This window comes from Acidithiobacillus concretivorus, from assembly GCF_018853445.1.
GTDB classification, from domain to species: Bacteria; Pseudomonadota; Gammaproteobacteria; order Acidithiobacillales; family Acidithiobacillaceae; genus Acidithiobacillus; species Acidithiobacillus concretivorus.
This window is the reverse complement of record NZ_JABELD010000062.1, coordinates 50,018-68,950: the sequence shown is the minus strand read 5'-3', so window position 1 is coordinate 68,950 and position 18,933 is coordinate 50,018. Positions and strand designations below refer to the sequence as shown.

General features: G+C 53.8%; 18 protein-coding genes and 1 tRNA gene. 12 read left to right on the top strand and 7 right to left on the bottom strand.

Going from position 1 to position 18,933, the window contains the following annotated elements; translation table 11 throughout:
• The coding region (locus tag HJG40_RS08840; RefSeq protein WP_215863842.1) for a glycosyltransferase family 4 protein at positions 1-907 on the top strand (907 nt) is incomplete at its 5' end.
• Between the two features lie 241 nt (positions 908-1,148).
• On the opposite strand, the gene HJG40_RS08835 is transcribed toward HJG40_RS08840, so the two are convergent.
• Positions 1,149-1,412, bottom strand: a complete 264-nt coding sequence (locus HJG40_RS08835) for a hypothetical protein (protein WP_215863841.1) — start codon at positions 1,410-1,412, stop codon at positions 1,149-1,151.
• A complete protein-coding gene (locus HJG40_RS08830) occupies positions 1,409-1,567 on the bottom strand; it encodes a hypothetical protein (RefSeq protein WP_215863840.1) in 159 nt (52 codons plus the stop codon). The genes HJG40_RS08835 and HJG40_RS08830 overlap by 4 nt, the downstream gene beginning before the upstream one ends.
• A gap of 284 nt (positions 1,568-1,851) precedes the next feature.
• On the opposite strand from HJG40_RS08830, the gene dusA reads away from it, so the two are divergent.
• The gene (dusA, locus tag HJG40_RS08825) at positions 1,852-2,796 is read left to right on the top strand and encodes a tRNA dihydrouridine(20/20a) synthase DusA (protein WP_264317523.1); all 945 of its coding nucleotides are present in this window, start codon (positions 1,852-1,854) and stop codon (positions 2,794-2,796) included.
• On the opposite strand, the gene HJG40_RS08820 is transcribed toward dusA, so the two are convergent.
• The 3 genes from HJG40_RS08820 to gnd all read right to left on the bottom strand — a co-directional run bounded on the left by HJG40_RS08820 (position 2,781) and on the right by gnd (position 5,760).
• On the bottom strand, positions 2,781-3,083 hold the full coding sequence (locus HJG40_RS08820) for an ArsR/SmtB family transcription factor (RefSeq protein ID WP_215863838.1): 303 nt from the start codon (positions 3,081-3,083) through the stop codon (positions 2,781-2,783). The genes dusA and HJG40_RS08820 overlap by 16 nt on opposite strands.
• Positions 3,084-3,336: 253 nt before the next feature.
• Positions 3,337-4,803, bottom strand: coding sequence for a glucose-6-phosphate dehydrogenase (gene zwf, locus HJG40_RS08815; protein WP_215863837.1), 1,467 nt, complete (start codon positions 4,801-4,803; stop codon positions 3,337-3,339).
• Positions 4,804-5,760, bottom strand: coding sequence for a phosphogluconate dehydrogenase (NAD(+)-dependent, decarboxylating) (gnd, locus tag HJG40_RS08810; RefSeq protein WP_368355987.1), 957 nt, complete (start codon positions 5,758-5,760; stop codon positions 4,804-4,806).
• Between the two features lie 60 nt (positions 5,761-5,820).
• Between gnd and purT the strand changes: the two genes are divergently transcribed.
• On the top strand, positions 5,821-7,002 hold the full coding sequence (gene purT, locus HJG40_RS08805) for a formate-dependent phosphoribosylglycinamide formyltransferase (RefSeq protein WP_226857329.1): 1,182 nt from the start codon (positions 5,821-5,823) through the stop codon (positions 7,000-7,002).
• Here the strand turns inward: purT and HJG40_RS08800 are convergent.
• A complete protein-coding gene (locus tag HJG40_RS08800) occupies positions 6,999-8,180 on the bottom strand; it encodes a pyridoxal phosphate-dependent aminotransferase (RefSeq protein WP_215863834.1) in 1,182 nt (393 codons plus the stop codon). The two genes, purT and HJG40_RS08800, sit on opposite strands and share 4 nt — an antisense overlap.
• A 216-nt stretch (positions 8,181-8,396) precedes the next feature.
• On the opposite strand from HJG40_RS08800, the gene HJG40_RS08795 reads away from it, so the two are divergent.
• Positions 8,397-10,829: a heavy metal translocating P-type ATPase gene (locus HJG40_RS08795; RefSeq protein WP_215863833.1), complete on the top strand. Its 2,433-nt coding sequence runs from the start codon at positions 8,397-8,399 to the stop codon at positions 10,827-10,829.
• Between the two features lie 96 nt (positions 10,830-10,925).
• Here the strand turns inward: HJG40_RS08795 and HJG40_RS08790 are convergent, their stop codons facing one another.
• A complete protein-coding gene (locus tag HJG40_RS08790; RefSeq protein WP_215863832.1) occupies positions 10,926-11,828 on the bottom strand; it encodes a D-hexose-6-phosphate mutarotase in 903 nt (300 codons plus the stop codon).
• 144 nt (positions 11,829-11,972) lie between these two features.
• On the opposite strand from HJG40_RS08790, the gene HJG40_RS08785 reads away from it, so the two are divergent.
• From HJG40_RS08785 to HJG40_RS08750, 8 genes are all read left to right on the top strand, one after another.
• Positions 11,973-13,805 carry an ABC transporter ATP-binding protein gene (locus HJG40_RS08785; protein WP_215863831.1) on the top strand — a complete coding sequence of 611 codons (1,833 nt, stop codon included), beginning with the start codon at positions 11,973-11,975 and terminating at the stop codon, positions 13,803-13,805.
• A 94-nt stretch (positions 13,806-13,899) separates the two neighbouring features.
• On the top strand, positions 13,900-14,280 hold the full coding sequence (locus HJG40_RS08780; RefSeq protein WP_031573815.1) for a hypothetical protein: 381 nt from the start codon (positions 13,900-13,902) through the stop codon (positions 14,278-14,280).
• Positions 14,281-14,295: 15 nt separating this feature from the next.
• On the top strand, positions 14,296-15,273 hold the full coding sequence (locus tag HJG40_RS08775) for a heavy metal-binding domain-containing protein (RefSeq protein WP_215863830.1): 978 nt from the start codon (positions 14,296-14,298) through the stop codon (positions 15,271-15,273).
• A complete protein-coding gene (locus tag HJG40_RS08770; protein ID WP_010637973.1) occupies positions 15,270-16,094 on the top strand; it encodes a heavy metal-binding domain-containing protein in 825 nt (274 codons plus the stop codon). Before HJG40_RS08775 ends, HJG40_RS08770 begins: the two co-directional genes overlap by 4 nt.
• A gap of 30 nt (positions 16,095-16,124) precedes the next feature.
• Complete coding sequence (locus HJG40_RS08765; protein ID WP_215863829.1) at positions 16,125-16,865, top strand: PspA/IM30 family protein; 741 nt, start codon at positions 16,125-16,127, stop codon at positions 16,863-16,865.
• Positions 16,866-16,934: 69 nt separating this feature from the next.
• A tRNA-Arg gene (locus HJG40_RS08760) sits at positions 16,935-17,011 on the top strand.
• 262 nt (positions 17,012-17,273) lie between these two features.
• The gene (locus tag HJG40_RS08755; protein WP_215863828.1) at positions 17,274-17,624 is read left to right on the top strand and encodes a helix-turn-helix domain-containing protein; all 351 of its coding nucleotides are present in this window, start codon (positions 17,274-17,276) and stop codon (positions 17,622-17,624) included.
• The gene (locus HJG40_RS08750) at positions 17,621-18,928 is read left to right on the top strand and encodes a type II toxin-antitoxin system HipA family toxin (RefSeq protein ID WP_215863827.1); all 1,308 of its coding nucleotides are present in this window, start codon (positions 17,621-17,623) and stop codon (positions 18,926-18,928) included. Before HJG40_RS08755 ends, HJG40_RS08750 begins: the two co-directional genes overlap by 4 nt.
• Positions 18,929-18,933 lie beyond the last annotated feature (5 nt).

The following is an 18,933-nucleotide window of genomic DNA, read 5'->3' as shown; positions in this document are numbered from 1 at the left end:
GCCCCACACGATTTCCGACCGGACTTGTCATCAGGCCAGCCATTTTCAGGCAATGGCTGCTAATGTGCGGGCGGGCGCGCATTTTGCCTGCGTATCGGATGCAACCCGCCGGGATTTGCTGAATCTTTTCCCGGAGGCCGAGCCTTTGGCCCACACGATTCATAATATGTTGCCCAGTCATTATTTTCCGGCAGAACCCGAGCCGGAGCGTATTCCCGGTATTGTCCGCCGCCATTTACATGGCGAGTTTGAGGGGAAAATCAAAGGGAAGCAAAAAATTTATAAATTATCCCGGGCTTTTGGCAATGAAGAAGAAAAAACCCGTTTTTATGCCCAGGCATTGGGACCAGACAGCCGTTTTGTGTTGATGGTTTCAACGGTAGAGCCACGCAAAAATCACAGTCGTCTACTGGAAGCCTGGGAAGCTTTGCGCAGCACGATGGACCCGGACCTGAAGCTGATTATTGTCGGGCATATCGGCTGGGATTATCAGACCGCTCTGGAGGGATTTTTGCCATGGATAGAGCAGGGTAGTTTGTTTTTGCTCCATAGTGTACCTGCCGAGGCCCTGCGTTTGTTATTCCGGCAGGCCGTGGTGACAGTGTGCCCCAGTGTGGGGGAGGGCTTTGATTTTTCCGGGGTGGAAGCCATGCGCTGCGGAGGTGTGGTAGCGGCTTCGGATATTCCGGTGCATCGCGAAGTCTATGGCGATGCCGCCCACTATTTTGACCCCTACGATACCGGCAGCCTGGTGCAGGTGCTGCGGCAAATGATTTATCACCCGGATGCCGCCCAAACTCAGGCGTCCCTGCGCGCCGCCGGTGCCACCCAAAGTGCCCGCTACCTCCCCGAAAAAATCCTGCCCCAATGGCAGGACCTGCTCTGGCAGATCGGGATGCATCGTTAGGAGCTGTTGAGTCAGAAAGGCTTTTTTGCCGCTCAGTTCTTTCTGGTGAATGCGCATCCAGGTTTCCTGGCTGGCATGCACGCGCAGTTGAGCTTTTTTCGGCAGTGTTTCTGCAATGCCCTGGGGTAATCTTTGTCCAGCCAGCCGTATTCAATGCTGGCATTGAAGCCTTTCAGTGCCGCTGCCAATGATTCATATGCGCTGCAATGCGCGGCCGTAGGCTTCCATCGAGAATGTCGTATCAAGCCGCAACGATCCGGAACTCGGTTGCCTTGGCAATCGGACGCACGTGCCGCTTCTCCCGCCGCATCTCGACGATGCCGTAATTGGACATGGTCTTCAGCAGTGCGCGATTCTCGTCGCTCAGCACTTCGGCAAGCGACTTCATCGAGGTAAACCAGACCTTGGGCTCTCCCGGCTTCGGCCTGTATTCGCCACGCGCAATCGCCAGCATCCGCGCGCGAATCTTCTCTTGGGGCATAATGCCGATCACAATGGCCTTCATCGCTTTTGAACCTCCTGCAGCACGCGGTCCACGTCCGCGAAGAAGTCCGTCAGCAGCTGGTTGGCATCCCGGAACTCGTAGGGCACCCCCTTGTCCGAACTGTGGCGGTGCTTGTGGTCGTAGGCCAGGATGCGTCCGGCGTACTTGAACTTCACGGCTTTTAGCAGCCTCGTCTACTTGGTGAAGTTGACCTTCTCAGCAGTCATGACATACTCCTTTTTTGGACCCACTGACGCGATTTTCGGGCTAACCGTGGGCTAACCTCAGGCTAACCATTTAGCGGTAAATCGGTCAATGTCAATAAAGGTATTGTGTGGCTAAGTGTATGATAGGTCAATGGTCGTTAGGATGGATAAAGCAGGCACTTAGCGAAATTTTCTAGGTGCTTTCATTGATAAAATCAATAGAGGTCATTGATAAAGTGATATCAGTCGCGCCGATGCTTGACTGGACTGACCGTCATTGTCGGCATTTTTTGCGGCTGATTTGTCCTTCCTGCGTGCTCTACACGGAAATGCTGACAACTAACGCACTGTTACTGGGTCGCGATCCCCAGCGTTTTCTGGAGTATTCTGCGGCCGAAAACCCTTTGATTTTGCAGGTAGGGGGTGATGATCCAGTTGCGATGCGGCAAGTATCCAGGCTGGCCAGAGAGTATCAATACGACGGAATCAACCTGAATGTAGGTTGTCCCTCGCCGCGCGTACAAAAGGGCAGTTTTGGTGCCTGTCTCATGGCGACTCCGGAATTGGTTGCCGAGCTGATGGCAGGACTTTCAGACAGTGCCTTACCGGTGAGTGTCAAACATCGTTTGGGATTGGATCGCGAAGAGGATTATGCGTCTTTGCATCAATTCGTGGAAATTGTGGCTCAGTCGGGATGCCAGCATTTTATTGTGCATGCCCGTAATGCCTGGTTGAAGGGCTTGAATCCCGCAGAAAATCGGGAAATACCGCCATTAAGATGGGATTGGGTACATCGTCTGAAAAGCGATTTTCCCCACTTACGCATTGAAGTGAATGGGGGCTTCAAGACTACTGAAACGGTACTGGATCAATTCGCTCACGTAGATGGGGTGATGATTGGCCGAGCGGCTTACCATAATCCAATGTTCCTGGCAGAAGTGGAAATGGCCATGAACAGGCGCTGGCAATTACCTGAGCGGCCAGCCGTGCTCGAACAATTGCTGGCTTATGCCGAAAGCTGGAGAGAGGCATTGCCTGCGCCACGCCTGAGCCGCCATCTACATGGTCTGTACTTTGGGGTTACTGGCGCGGGGGAATGGCGTCGTTTTCTGGGTACGGCGACAGTCAACGAAAACGCCGCAGATTTTCTGCGGCGAGCCATGCAAAATATTGAAAAAATGGATCAGGCAAGTACGTGATTGCTGATTTCCAGCAAGCGCAAGGTGCGTTGATCTCGGATGCGGTAATAGACGCGGCTGGCCACTTTTCTGACCAGGACCAGACCGGAATCCTGCAGTAAGGCAAGATGTTGGGAAGCATTGCTATGACTGGTGTTGATGGCTGTTACCAGGTTCTGCATGCTCATTTCACCACGCCCCAGCAGGCAGATGATTTTGTAGCGCAATGGATGAGACATAGCCTTGATAATTTCAGAAAGCTGGGCAATTTCCCATTCGGGAATGATCGTGTTTCCTGTGGTTTTCATGGAGGCTCCTTGCTTGACTATCATGAGGTAACTGACCTGGATGATTAAGCAGAAACCATGCCACAAATTTTATCGGCATGAAATTTAAGACAAAAAAATAATCAGCGTATTTCGAGGGCGCGTTTATTAGCTTATGCTGTAGACGCTTGGCTACGCTTTTTGCACAGATAATTTTTTTCTTTGATTCGTAAGATGTTTTTGTTGTTTTCAAGGAGCGACAGTCATGGCTTCATGGCTGTCGCTCACGCTCAGATCAGATTTTGTTGCGCCAATACTGATCTTCTTTGTCCATAATGCGCGCAGCCTCATCCGGCCCCCATGAACCCGCTGGATAGGTGAGGATGTAGTCGGTTTCACGTCCCCAAGCCTTGATAATCGGATCCACTACCCGCCAGGCCCATTCCACTTCGTCAAAGCGGATAAACAGGGCTTTGTCGCCTTCCATGACATCCAGTAACAAGGCTTCATACGCATCCAGCTCCTGTTCACCCTCCTTGCGATAGGAAGCATTGAGCTGTACGGGACGGACGCGCATTTCCAGGCCGGGTTCCTTGATCTGGATTTCGGTTTTCAGACTTTCTGGTTCCAAAGAAAGCAGGATCCAGTTGGGTTCAATTTTTTCGATGCTGGTTTCTCGAAAAAGCTGTTGGGGCGTATGCCGAAAACGCAGGGCAACGCTGGAGGTTTTGTTTTCGAGGCGTTTGCCGGTACGCAGATAAAAAGGGACCCCGCGCCAGCGCCAGTTATCAATATAAAATTTCGCGGCAACATAAGTCTCGGTAATGGAGTTGGTTTCGACCCCGGCTTCATCCTGATAGCCCGGTACATGCTTGCCATCTACTACCCCGGGACCATATTGGGCGCGCATGGCATAGGCCGTGACCGCAGATTTGGGGATGGGTCGAATAGAACGGAGTACCTTGACCTTTTCATCACGCAGAGCGTCCGCTTCCATGCAAGGAGGAGGCTCCATGGCTACCAGAGTCAGTATTTGCATCAGATGATTCTGCAACATATCCCGCAGTGCTCCGGCCTGATCATAATAACCGGCGCGACTTTCGATACCGCCACTTTCGGCCACGGTTATTTGCACATGGTCTATATAATTGCGGTTCCAGAGGGCTTCTACGGCCAGGTTGGCAAAACGATACACCATCAGGTTCTGGACGATTTCCTTGCCTAAATAGTGGTCAATGCGATAAATCTGTTCCTCGCGGAAGTGACGATGCAACTGTTCATTGAGGCGCATGGCACTTTCCAGATCTTCACCAAAAGGCTTCTCAATAACAATGCGATAGTCGCCTTCCTGATTGAAGCCGGCACCCGAGAGATGCTGAACAACCGGCACAAAATCTGCAGGGCGAATGGCCAGATAAAATATGGTAGCAGCAGGTTTATCCGCACCTTCCTCAGTGAGGGCAGCGCGGAGTTTTTCATAAGATTCCTTTTCATGAATTTCCCCGCGTACATACTCAAAGTGTTTGCAGAAATCATCAAAATGTTCGTCATGATAATTTCCTGCGTAGGTTTCCAGTTGTTCGCGGAGAAACTCCTGCCAGCCATTATTGTCCCAGGGGCGCCGCCCAAAAGCCAAAATGCGCATTTCCTTGGGCATCATACCGGCGCATTCCAGGTGATATAGGGCCGGAAGCAGTTTTTTACTGGCCAGATCCCCCGTAGCGCCAAAAATGACGAACTGACAAATACATTGGTTATCCACTCAGTCCTCCTTTTGTACGGCATGACCGCCGAACTGATTACGCATCATGGCCAATAGTTTGGCCGCATAGTCGTCTTTTCCCTGGGAAGCCCAGCGCATTTGCAGGGCCAGCGTGATGACCGGAGCAGGGATTTTCATGGCCAAAGCGGCTTGTGCAGTCCAGAGCCCTTCGCCCGAGTCGGCGACTACCGGCGCAATGTCCGCGAGGACCTGATCCTTGTGCAGAGTGTCAGCGGTCAGATCCAAAAGCCAGGAGCGGACAACGCTGCCATAGCGCCACATTTCGGCGACATTGGCGAGATCCAGATTAAACTCGGTTTTAGCCTGAAGAATGGCGAAACCTTCGGCAAGTGCCTGCATCATGCCATACTCAATACCGTTGTGGACCATTTTCACGAAATGCCCACTACCTACCGGTCCGCAATGCAGCCAACCCTGATTTTCACCGGGAGCGAGGGCTTTCAGGAAAGGCGTGACCTGAGCAACCGCCGCCTGGCTGCCGCCCACCATCAAGGCATAGCCTTCTTGCAATCCCCAGACCCCACCGGAAACGCCCGCATCGATGTAATGCAGGCCGGCAGCTTCTACCTTGGCGGCCTGCGCCATGGAGTCTTCGTAGAGTGCATTGGCCCCATTGACCAAAATGTCACCTTTACCCAGCAAGGGAAGGAGCTGATCAATGTGCTCCTGGGTGGCTTCGCCAGCCGGCAGCATTAACCAGATGACTCTGGGGGCAGGCAGTTGTTTGACCAAATCTTCCAGCGAACTGGCAGCGTCCATGCCGGTTTCCTGGGCAAGGTCCTGGGCTTTTTGGGCGTGACGATTGTAGACAATGACATTCATGCCTTTTAAATGCAGACGTCGCGCCATATTGGCACCCATGCGACCAAGACCGACCATGCCTATACTGGGTTTACTCATGTCATGCTCCTTTGCGTATGCGTCTGTCGGGAAAATGATACTATGTTGAGTATAGACATATTGGACTTTTATTGTTTTTGGCTAAAGGAAATGCGCATGAATCTGGGTACTCCGTGTTCTGCTTCTGCGACCCGGCTGATGATGCTGGGCGCCGGTGAATTAGGTAAGGAAGTGTTGATTGCTGCCCAGCGTCTGGGTGTCGAGACCATCGCTGTAGATCGTTACGCTGATGCTCCGGCCATGCAGGTCGCCCACCGCGCCTACGTGATAGATATGACGGACCCGGAAGCGATTCTGGCTCTGGTCAAGCGTGAGCGCCCGCATTTTGTGGTCCCGGAAATTGAAGCCATTGCCACCTCTGCTCTGGCAGAAATTGAAAATTCCGGTTCGGCCACGGTGGTCCCTTCGGCGCGAGCCGTGCAATTGACTATGGATCGCGAGGGTATTCGTCGTCTTGCGGCAGAACAGTTGGGCTTGCCCACTTCTCCTTACCGCTTCGCCAGCAGCTTGCAGGAATTGGAGGCGGCAGCTGCCGAGCTGAGTTTCCCCTGTGTGATCAAACCGGTCATGTCTTCCAGCGGTAAGGGGCAGTCGGTCGCACGGAGTGCGGCAGAATTGGCGCTGGCCTGGCAGGAAGCGCAGACGGCCGGGCGCGTGGGGGCGCAGAAAGTCATTGTCGAGGGCTTTGTGGACTTTGATTTTGAAATCACCGTGCTGACGGTGCGCTCTGCCTTAGGTACGGTATTTTGCCCGCCCATCGGGCATCGTCAGGAGGCAGGAGATTATGTGGAGTCCTGGCAGCCTCAGGCCATGTCTGCGCAAGCGCTTCAGGATGCGCAGCACATGGCGCAAAAGGTGACGGATAATCTCGGCGGACAGGGATTATACGGGGTGGAATTTTTTGTGCAGGGTGAAGCGGTAATTTTCAGTGAGTTGTCGCCCAGACCCCATGACACCGGTCTGGTGACCTTGGCCAGTCAACGTCAGAACGAATTTGAATTGCATTTGCGGGCTATTCTGGGCTTGCCCGTTGATCCCGGATTCCGCAGAGCTTCGGCTTCTGCGGTTATTCGGGGTAAAAATCTGGGTTGGGGACCCCGATATGCCGGTCTTGAAACAGCGCTGGCAGTGCCAGAAAGTGATTTACGTCTTTTTGGCAAGCCGACGGCCAGCAAGTTGCGGCGTCTTGGCGTAGCGGTCGCTACCGGAGAAAATGTGGAAGAAGCACGGGAAAGGGCCGCCAAGGCCGCCGCTGCAATTACGGTCAGTTCAGTCTAACCTTTTACAAATTGTTCGATGCGATCCAGTGCCATTTCCAGATTTTTGTCACTGGTCGCAAAAGAAAGGCGAATATGTCCGGGGCTTCCAAAGGCGGAGCCCGGTACTACCGCAACGCCTGCTTCCAGGAGGGCTTCCGCCAGAATCAGATCATCTTGCAGATTTTTGGCCTGCATCACTTCGTGAAAGCCCGGGAAACTGTAAAAGGTGCCATCTGATGGCAGCACGTTGACGCCCGGAAGACTTTGCAGGCGACCATATACGTAAGCATGACGGCGCCGGAAAGCATGAACCATTTCATGCACTGCACTATCGCCTCCTTCCAGGGCTGCCTGGGCAGCGACCTGGGCGATGGAGGTTGGATTGGAGGTGCTTTGCGACTGCACGGTGTTCATGGCCGTAATCAGTGCCTCAGGTCCCGCACAGTAACCAATGCGCCAGCCGGTCATGGCATAAGCCTTGGAGACGCCATTCATGACAATGCAGCGTTCTTTCAGATCGGGGCAGGCATTGGTAATGTTTACGAAAGGCTGATCTTGAAAAAGAATTTTTTCATACATGTCATCGGTGGCTATCAAAATCCGGGGATGACGGCGTAATACTTCTCCCAGTGCTTCGAGTTCACTGCGGCTATAAGCGACGCCTGAGGGATTGGAGGGACTGTTGAGCACTAAAAACCGGGTGTTTTCGGTGATGGCAGCTTCAAGTTGTTCGGGCAGAATTTTGAAATGCTGGGCGGCGTCCGTATCAATAATGACCGGACAGGCCTCGGCAAGAATGACCATATCGGGATAGGACACCCAATAGGGCGCAGGAATGATGACTTCATCTCCAGCATCCAGCAAGGCCTGACAGAGGTTGAAAAAACTCTGTTTGCCGCCGACGGATACCAGCACCTCATTGGGGTGGTATTCAAGTTGATTGTCCCGGGCAAATTTGGCCATGATGGCGGCTTTAAGCTCCGGCGTGCCACCGACTGCGGTGTACTTGGTAAAACCGCGATGAATAGCTTGTATAGCGGCATCCTTGATATATTCGGGCGTGTCAAAATCGGGCTCGCCAGCGCCGAGACTGACAATGTCTTTGCCTTCCCGACGGAGTTGCTGCGCCCGGGCGGTAACGGCGAGTGTCGGAGAGGGACGCACCGCAGTAACGCGGCGGGAAAGGCGAATATCCACGATGTTAAACTCCAGATATCATTTTCAGCGGGTGCGGCAAATGCGCACAAGAGGGCAAATGATAAGCATCCGTCACTTAAAATCAACTATTTTGCTGCGGGCAAAAAGATCGCCGGTTTCCCGTGGTGGTGGATTGACATTACAAATGGCTACAAGGATATGCTGCAGATTGCAATTTTCAAATAGCAATGGGCAGCGGGCAGAAAAGGGAGCGTTATGAAAAATCTGGAGATCGGGGTGGCAGGGATGACCTGTGCTTCCTGCAGTAGTCGGGTAGAACGCACCCTGAATCGCTTGCCGGGGGTGCAGGCCACCGTGAATCTGAGTACTGAGCGGGCAACCGTTGAATTCGACCCGACCCAGACCAGTCTGGAAACGCTGGGTGCTGCGATTGCTGATATAGGCTATCAACCCGTCGTGGCCCAATCTGAGCTGGAGGTTGGCGGGATGACTTGTGCTTCCTGCAGCAGTCGCGTGGAGCGCGCTCTGGGTAAGGTGCCCGGCGTCCTGTCAGCCAGCGTCAATCTGGCCACGGAACGGGCCATGGTCGAATATTTTCCGGACAGTACCAATCAGGATCAATTGATTGCAGCAGTTGTTAACGCCGGTTATGAAGCGCGGGCGGTCCGTGCTGATGCCCGGGGTGAAGATCGTAAAATCTCCCAACTGCGGTTGATGCGAAAAGATTTGCTGACGGCGGCTATTTTGGCTGTACCTATTTTGTGCTTGTCCATGGGCCCCCTGCTTTTCCCGGCATGGGGACGATGGCTGCAAGAAGATGCACCCTTTGTGCATTTTTGGGACTGGGTTCAGGCCGTACTGGCAACGCTGGTACTGGCCGGTCCGGGGCGGCGTTTTTTTCGGCCGGGTCTGATTGCCTACCGCCATTTGTCTCCGGACATGAATTCTCTGGTGGCTACCGGTACAGGAGCCGCCTGGCTATTCAGCATGATCGTGCTGATTTTCCCGGAGCTTTTCAAACAGGTCGGGTTGCATGTTTATTTTGATTCGGCGGCTGTAGTCATCGCCGCCATTCTGCTCGGCAAGTATCTGGAAGAGCTGGCCAAAGGCCGAGCCTCGCAGGCGATTCGGCATCTGGTTGATCTGCAAGCCAAGGACGCAACCCTGCTCAAGGATGGGCAGGAACAGCGGGTGCCACTGAACCGCATCCACACCGGAGATCATCTCCTGGTCAGGCCCGGAGAACGTCTGCCCGTGGACGGCATCGTTTTGGAAGGAGAATCCTACATAGATGCAGCCATGCTGACCGGTGAAGCGCTGCCTGAGCACAAAAAAGTAGGTGACGCCGTAGTCGGCGCTACGGTCAACGGTAACGGCAGGCTGATTATCGAAGCGACTGCGGTGGGGCAAAATACGGTCATTGCCCATATTATTCAGATGGTTGAGCAGGCTCAGGCCGGAAAACTGCCCATCCAGGGGCTTGCTGACCGGGTAGTTCGCGTATTTACGCCTTTGGTCATTGGCATTGCGCTGCTGAGTTTCATAGTCTGGCTGTGGTTGGGACCAAGCCCGGCCATTACTGTGGCGCTGTTGTCCGCTGTGGCGGTACTGGTGGTCGCCTGTCCCTGTGCCATGGGGCTTGCTACCCCGGCGGCGGTCATGGTTGGCACCGGACGTGCTGCAGAGTTGGGTGTGCTTTTTCGCAAAGGACTGGCGCTGGAAACGCTGGCGCAGGTGAAAACGGTTTGTCTGGACAAAACCGGCACTTTGACGCGGGGTACACCAGCCGTGTGTGAAATTGTCGCAGAGGATGTCCGCCAGGTTCTGAGCTTGGCTGCGTCGCTGGAAGCGGCTTCTGAACATCCTTTGGCGCGGGCTATTGTGCAGGCTGCCCGTGAACGGGAGATTTCCCTGTCTTCGGTGACGGATTTTCAGGCCGTTCCCGGCCGGGGTGTTGAGGGTGTTGTAGCCGGACAGAAAATTCTGGTCGGTACGGCGGCCTGGTTGCAGGAGAACGGAGTAGAGCAGGGCGCTACCCGTTGGACGGAGCCGCAGATGGCTCAAAGCTGGGTGTATATTGCCGGGAATGGACATCTACTGGGGAAAATCGCCATTCAGGACAGCGTAAGACCCGAATCATTCGCGGTCGTCCGGCAACTGCAGTCCATGGGTATGCGGGTAGCCATGATTACGGGTGACAGTCAGAGCGCAGCGCGACATCTTGCCGAACATCTTGGCATAGAAGAGTTTTATGGAGAGGTGTTGCCTCAGGACAAGGCGAATATCGTCAAGCAGTTACAAAACCAGGGCGGCAAAGTCGCCTTTGTGGGCGATGGCATCAATGATGCTCCGGCTCTGGCTCAGGCCGATGTGGGTCTGGCCTTGGCTTCGGGCACTGACATTGCCATGGAGACGGCTGATCTGACCTTAACCCATGGGGATCTCAGTGCATTAGTGACGGCTGTGCAGGCAGCGCGCAAAACCATGGCGACTATTCGCGGTAATTTATTCTGGGCGTTTTTCTACAATATCCTGCTGATTCCGGTGGCTGCGGGCGTGCTGATTCCCTGGGGGTTTCAGCTGAATCCCATGCTGGCGGGACTGGCTATGGGAATGTCGTCGGTATTTGTGCTCAGTAACAGTTTACGTTTGAAGTGGCTGCGTCCGTGGGTGCCTGGTTCAGCGTGATAGATGTGGCTGTTGCCGCAGAAGCTTTGCCGTGACTTTTGGCCTGAGCCGTTGTTGTTCTTGGTGAAATCCTGCGCCCTTCAGGAGAGAAAAATATTAAAGAGGTTCAGCACTGTAACGCACCATCATGCTGTGCTTCTCACCCGGTTGCAGTTGCAGCACATTTTCGGCGGCATTGGCGGATTCCACGCAGAGCATTTGCCGCCAGCCATCCGGCGTGTAATCGCCCATGGCAGCGGCTTTTTCGGCCCATGGCGTCCAGACTACTGTGGAATCGGCATGCTCCTTATGAACACGAATACGGCGGTACATGCGCGGGTCATGGATAATGCAATCACTTTGGGTATTGAGATAAATCCGGTCGGTCTCGGCGTTGAAGGTTATGTCACCTTCCTGCTGCTTTCGGGCGGAATCTGCGGTTTTGTCGAGATACGCACAACCATCCAGACCTTCCAGTCGCACCGAATGAATATCGCCCACGTGGAAATAGGTATGGAAAGCTTCACCCAGAGTGATTGTTTCGTTTCCGGCGTTATGGGTAGTCAGAGACATTTCCAGAGTTTCGGAAACGACAATTTCAAGGCTGACCGGAGTCTCATGAGGCCACTGCGCCCGGGTTTCTTCCGTGGGTTCGAGGGTCAGGGTAATCCGGGTACTGTCCTTGCTGCTTGCTGAATCACTAACGGTCCACAAATGGGTGCGGGCAAAACCATGGGCTGGAAACTGGCTATTGTCGGGATGCGGACCGAACCAGGGCCAGCATACCGGCACGCCACCGCGAATGGATTTGCCGACGGCGAAGCGGGATTTTTCCGAAAGCCAGATGAGTGGATCGTACTGGGAGCGTGGTTGAAACGCCGTCAGATGAGCCCCTTGCAGGAAAACACTGGCACTGGCACTGCTGTTGCGAATGTCCGCAAAAATCTGCCCCCCCGGACCAAAACGAAAAAACACGTGTTCGGGAATGGCGTAGCGATTCAGTGCATCAAGGGATTGCATGGTTATTCCAGGAAGTGAGGGAATTTGGCACATTCTGCTGCTGAAGGTTGCTGCTGGTCAATTGACGGATTGCGATAATGCAGCCAAAGCGGTCGGGCAAGCGTATGCTGTGTTATTCCTGAAATTCGCTGACAAGGTGACTGAGTGGCGCAAAATCCCTGGCAACGTCCGGCCAATAAAAACCTCTGGGTGTTATGGAAACTCAAGCCCTTTTTACGCTCCCGGCTGGGGCTGCTGCTCGCCTATTTGCTGGCCATGCTCTTCAGCGCTGCTGCTTCCTTGGTTTTGCCCCAAGGCGCACGATTTATTCTCGACAAGGGGTTCCACAGTTACAAGGCATTACTTTGGATCAGCATTGCGCTGTTCATATTAGGGATGTTTACGGTCGCCATGCGCGGGCTGCGAGATGGTCTGGCAACCTGGCTGGGGCAGGGGGTTGTCGCCGATTTGCGCAGTGCCGTGTTCAGTCATGCTCTGCATCTTCCCGCCATTTTTTATGAAACGTTCCGGACCGGTGAAGTCATTTCGCGTCTGAGCAGTGATGTGACCATTTTACGTTTTGGTTTGACGGGCGTGCTCGGGCGCAGTCTGCAAAGCGGAATCACCCTGGTCGGCGCGCTGGTGTTGATGCTGGTAACCATGCCTCAGTTACTGATCCCGGGAATATTGGTGTTGCCGTTGCTGGTGTTTGTCAATATCCGCTCAGGACGCCTGCAGCGCGGATACAGCCGCAAGGAACAGGATTATCTCGCCGATCTCAGTGCGCACACCGAAGAATCCATCAATGGCATTCGGGTTATTCAGGCGCTTACCCTCGAACCCCAGACCGAAACCCGGTATCGCCAGGATATTCATCTGTTGCTGGGGCAAGTCTGGTCGCGGGTTAAAGTCCAATCCTGGTCCACCTTTCTGACGGGAAGCCTGGTTTTTCTGGCACTCAGTGCCATGCTTTATCTGGGTGGTCTGGCGGTTCTTGAGAAACAGGTAGGCATGGGCGTACTGGCGGCATTTCTGCTTTATGCCCTGATGGCTGCCACGTCTTTAGCCTCGTTGGGGGAGTTATGGGGCAGCATGTCGCGTTTGGCGGGTGCCACCGAACGCTTGCTGGCGCTTCTGGATGAACGGCCAGAACACAGTGTCCCGGCTTTACCAGGCGAAGTCGGCAAGGTTCCGGAACCCTCTGAGTTCTCTGTCAGAAATCCGGCACGATTAACCCTGGAGCGTGTCGCCTTTCGGTATCCTTCGCGGCCGGATGTGCCCGCTATTGAAAATATTTCCCTGAATATTGAACCTGGAGAAACCGTGGCTTTTGTAGGTGCTTCCGGGGCCGGTAAAAGCACCGTATTTTCCCTGCTGATGCGCCATTATCAACCCAGCGAAGGGCAAATCTTGCTGGATGGAACGGCCATTGATGCCATGCCCTTGCGTAGCTTGCGCCAGCAACTGGCGGTAGTTCCTCAACATCCTGTCATTTTTTCCATGAGTATTGCAGATAACATTTTGATGGCGCGTCCTGATGCCAATGAGGCAGCTTTACTGGCTGCTGTTCAGGCTGCTCGGGTGGATGAATTTTCTGACCGACTGGAAGACAAACTGAAAACCCATGTTGGGGAAAAAGGCGTAACCTTATCCGGAGGACAACGCCAACGCATTGCCATTGCCCGAGCCATTCTAAGAAACCCTCGTGTGCTGATTCTGGATGAGGCCACCAGCGCCCTGGATGCAGAAAATGAGCGGCTCATTCAGGAAGCACTGGCTAATTTGACTGCCCAGCGGACCACCCTGGTGGCGGCGCATCGTTTGGCCACTATTGTTCATGCCGCGCGCATTGCCGTGCTTGATCAGGGCCGACTCATTGCTATTGGCAGTCATGAAGCGCTGCTGAAAAGTTGCCCCACTTACCGACAATTTGCGGAATTGCAGCGCCTGCACGAACAATCTCCGGAATTGTCTGCCATAGAAAAAATACGCGCCTAAAGAAAAACAGAACTATAGTCAAAGCTGGCGGTCTGAACTTGGGTAGTTATTTTTGAATACCAAATGTGACCGATAAAAGGGTGGGAGGCCCTCTATGAGCACAGATTTTGACCAAAGTACCGCCTGGATCAGGCGCGCGCAAGGTGACATGAAGGCTTTTGTTGAAGGATTGGCGGCAAGGCTGGAGGGAGATATGCCCGGCCTGGTTGAAGTAGAAAGAAAAAAAGACGGTTTTTTTGCCAAAACCAGCCATGTCCATGCCATTACTGTTCACACCAACAATAACGATTATTTACTGACTCATGAGGGTGCGCATATCAGCACGGTTCGCGCCAAAACCGTCCGGGGTGTGGTGCTAAAACACGAGGATTTACCACTCGCCACCTGGCTGGAAAGCCTGGTGAAAGACCTCGGTGATTTGTCTGGGGAAATGCAGGGAGCCAGCAATACATTGCACGATTTTCTCATGGGGTAACGGCAAGGAGGTACTATGTCCATTTGGGACAAGATTAAACACGGAATTGAGGAAGTCGCCCAGGATGCCCAGCGCGCGGCCGATAATCTAAGTCATAACGTGAGTCAGGGCGTCCGTTCACAAACCCCTGAGGAAATGCAGCGTTATTCTGAATGGGAACAGGCCTTGCAGCAACGCCGCCTGCCCAATTTTGTCCAAAATCGCATGTTTGCGACCAGTCAGGGTCATCTTCCCTGGATCAGTACGGCCACTGCCGCAGAACTTCTTTTGCAGCGTAGTCACGGGGTTCAGCCCATCGGAATGGTAACCGGAAACTGTTGGTATCACTTTGGCTATTCCTGGACCCAGGGACACTACGATGGCTGGCACACGGCAGTAGAACGTATGCGCCTGGAAGCCATCGCTCTGGGAGCAAATGCCATTGTCGATGTGCGTATGAAAGTGCGGCATGGAGAAGGCGAGGATATGGATTATGGGGTGACCGGCACCGCTATCCTGCTAACCGGAATTCCCCCTGCTGCTGTGCCCGTTATTGCCACGGTGTCGGCCCTGGAATTTGTCCGTTTACTGGAAGATGGTGTGGTTCCTGTGGGTATTGCCATTGGAGCCAATTTTGACTGGTACATGCCCTGGATGGGTACTGTCGCTGATCAGGCTTCCCAGCAGGCACCTTTTGCGGCACGTTACTGGAACATGGAAATTACCGACCTTTCTACTTTTCAGGAAAATGTCCGGCGTCGGGCGCTTTATGATTTGCGCGAAGATGGCCGCAAGATGGCCGCTGGAGTGCTTGGACACACCAGTTATACCCAAATGTTTCGGGTACCCGCCGATCAGGACAACCCCGAACGTTTTCTTTGTCGCCACATCAGTATTGGTACCGCCATCAGTTATCTGCCAAAAAACCCACCGCAACACGAACTGCTTGCCATGATATCACTGGCTGATCACCCACTGACCAGTGCTACTGACTCCAAAAAGGATTTGATATGACCGATAGTACAGAACATCTCGCTCCCCATGCTGTAGAACGTCTGAAAGGACTGCGTTCGCAGGGCAGTCACGAAGGTATATTTACTTCAGATTTGTCTGTCAACGAATTTGTGATGGTCCGCAAGGCCAATTTTGAGCCCTTGGGCCTGGTGGTTGGCTCGTGTATTTATCACATGGGTATCCAGTATGGAAACTGGAATCAAAACATGGAAATGGATGTGCTCTCCCAGGCCATGTATCAGGCCCGAGAGCTGGCTATCAGTCGTATGGAGCAAGAATCCATTTTACTGCAGGCCGACGGTATTGTGGGTGTGCGTCTGGAAGTGAAGCGTATGGAATGGGATCAGGACATTCTCGAATTTATGGCGATTGGTACGGCCATCGCCCACCGCAGTGGTGCGTCAGGCTTTAAGGGGGTGGGCGGCAAGCCCTTTACCAGTGATCTGAGTGGTCAGGACTTCTGGATGTTGTTGCAGGCGGGTTACCGCCCCATGGAAATGGTCATGGGTTCCTGTGTGTATCATGTGGCGCATCAAGGGCTGCTGAAATCTATGGGAAATGTGGGTCGCAATACGGAAATGGAACAATTTACCCAAGCCATGTATGACGCCCGGGAACTCGCCATGGAACGTATGCAACATGAAGCGCAGGAAGCCCAGGCGGACGGCATTACCGGTGTTCAGCTTCATGAAGGCAGTCACAACTGGAAACCCCATATTATCGAATTTTTTGCCGTCGGTACCGCCGTGAAAGCCATGGAAAATGCCGATGCTCTGGTTGATGGCCTGAGCCCGCAACTGGTTATTCCGGTCAACGATTAAAGCGCGAGTCATTCGCAAGGAGAATATTCAATGTCATTATTTAAGCATGCCTCAGAAATATTGCAGGGCAAGGTCAATCATTTTCTGAATAATGCGGAAGATCCTGCTGAAACTCTGGATTTATCGTATGAAAAAATGATCACTAACCTGCAGGAAACCAAGCGCCACTTGGCCGATGTGGTCACCGAAAAAGTCTCGCTGGAAAGTCAGATGGCACAAGCTCAAAAAGCCGCTGACAAGGCCGATGCAGATGCCAAGATGGCTCTGGGTGCCAACCGTGAAGACCTGGCCCGTGCCGAATTGGCCGAAAAGCAGTCCGAATTGCAAAAACTGGCCAGCCTCAAGGATGCGCATGATGCAGTAGCGGCTCAGTCTCAGAAACTGCAGGATTATGAGCAGAAATTGCAGGATCATATCGAACAGTTCCGTACCCAGAAAGAAGTGACCAAAAGCGAAATGATGGCGGCCAAGGCTGAGGTCCAGGCTGGAGAATCATTAAGTGGTATCGGCAAGGGTATGGATGACGCCGGTGAAGCCATGCGTCGCGCCCAGGACCGCACCGCCCAAATGGAGTCCAAGGCGACTGCCATGGATGGCCTGATTGAGTCGGGTGTCCTCAGTGATCCCCTCGATACCCGCAGTCAAACCGATAAGGAACTGGATAAAGTGCGCGCCAGTAGCGGCATCGATGATGATCTCGCCCGTCTGAAGGCGGAAATGGCCAAAGAAAAAGCCGGAGGGGCATCTGGAGACAATTCGGGAAATCCCTGAGCATTTGTGGCGGCTGCTGGCGCAACATATTGACCCCGGCCAGTGCAGTCGCTATATTACGCCCTCGTTGCGCTCGTAGCTCAGCTGGATAGAGCAACTGGCTACGAACCAGTAGGTCGGGAGTTCGACTCTCTCCGAGCGCACCAATAAAATCAAGGGTTTAGACTTAGGTCTAAACCCTTTTTCTTTGCCTAATTGAGTTTGCAGCGTAATTGTTAATCAGCGTCATTCGTTTGCCATCTGTCAGCATCAGGTATTTACCGCCCCATATGTTGCGACTAAGAACTAATAAAATCACTATCTCGCTATTTATTGCGAATTGACTAAAGTAGTTTATTGATCTATATATATCGCAACGACTGACGATATACAGCGGTTCAACCGGAATATTCGCAATATATTACGACTATGAAAATCACTGGTCTACACACCGATGATGCCGTGCTGGCCGAACTGGGCGCACGGATTGCCAGCCGTCGGGTTGAATTGCAGTTGACCCAGGCAGCGGTGGCTGAACAGGCGGGTATCGCCAAGCGCACCCTCGAGCGCATGGAGGCTGGGCAAACCTCACAGTTGGCCACTCTGGTTCGTGTGCTGCGGGTGCTGGATGCCGCATCCGGGCTGGATAGCCTGATACCGGAGTCCGGGCCCAGACCGATGGATTTGTTGAAGCGCAAGGGCAAGGTCCGGCAACGGGCGTCGGGCCAACGTGCCGCAAAGGCGACCGGCAAACCATGGCGCTGGGATGAGAAGCCGTGAGCACGCTTGCCGAAGTCAGGCTGTGGGGTAAGACCATCGGCGCGGTCTCGCTGCAGGATGGGCAGGAAGTCGCCAGCTTTGAATACGATGCGGCATTCGCGCAGAGCGGCATTCAGGTCGCGCCGATGGTGATGCCGCTTTCCCGGCGCGTGTACCGCTTCCCCGAGCTTGCACGCCCAACTTTTTTCGGGCTACCCGGCCTGCTGGCCGACTCGCTGCCGGATAAATTCGGCAACGCGCTGATTGATGCCTGGCTGGCATCGCAGGGGCGGCAACCGAATTCCTTCAACGCGGTTGAGCGGCTTTGCTATACCGGTGAACGCGGCATGGGTGCGCTGGAATTTGCTCCCGTCACCGGCCCCAGAGCAAAGCAGACAACACACATTGAAGTCAGTCAGCTGGTTGATCTGGCATCGGAGGTGTTGACCCACCGGAACAATCTGCAGGCGTCTTTTGCGGCTACAGACAGGGGAGATACGCTGAGGGATATTCTGTGCGTGGGCACATCCGCCGGTGGCGCGAGGGCGAAGGCGGTCATCGCATGGAACCCGAAAACCAATGAAGTGCGCTCGGGCCAGGTCAAGGCCGGCAAGGGATTTGAATACTGGCTGCTGAAATTTGATGGTGTCAGTGGCAACAAGGACAAGGAACTGGAAGACCCGCAAGGCTACGGGGTGATTGAGTATGCGTATTACCTGATGGCGCTTGAATGCGGCATCGATATCAGTGAATGCCGGCTGTTCAAGGAGAATGGCCGGTCGCATTTCATGACGCGTCGCTTTGATCGTTTGGCTGCCGGCGAGAAACTTCACATGCAGTCGCTCTGTGCCTTGGCGCACTACGATTTCAATATGGCGGGTGCCTACAGCTACGAGCAGGCGTTGTTGGTGATGCGGCAACTGCAGTTGCCGATGCAGGCCATCGAGCAACTGTTTCGGCGCATGCTATTCAACATCGTGGCCCGCAATCAGGATGACCACGTGAAGAATATTGCCTTCCTGATGAACAAGGCCGGTGAGTGGTCGCTGTCGCCGGCCTTTGATATGACCTACAGCTTTAATCCTGCGGGTGCGTGGACGGCAAGCCATCAGATGACGATGAATGGAAAACGCGACCATTTCACGCTGGAGGACTTCAACGCCTGCGCAAAGACCGCTTCGATGAAACGGGGGCGCGCTGCGAAAATCGTTGCCGAGGTGCAGGCGACGGTATCGAAATGGGGGTCGTTTGCAGAAAAGGCCGGCGTGCCTGATGGCGTGCGCGAAAAAATCCAGCGCACGTTGAATCTGAAGCCCTATTTATGAGGCCC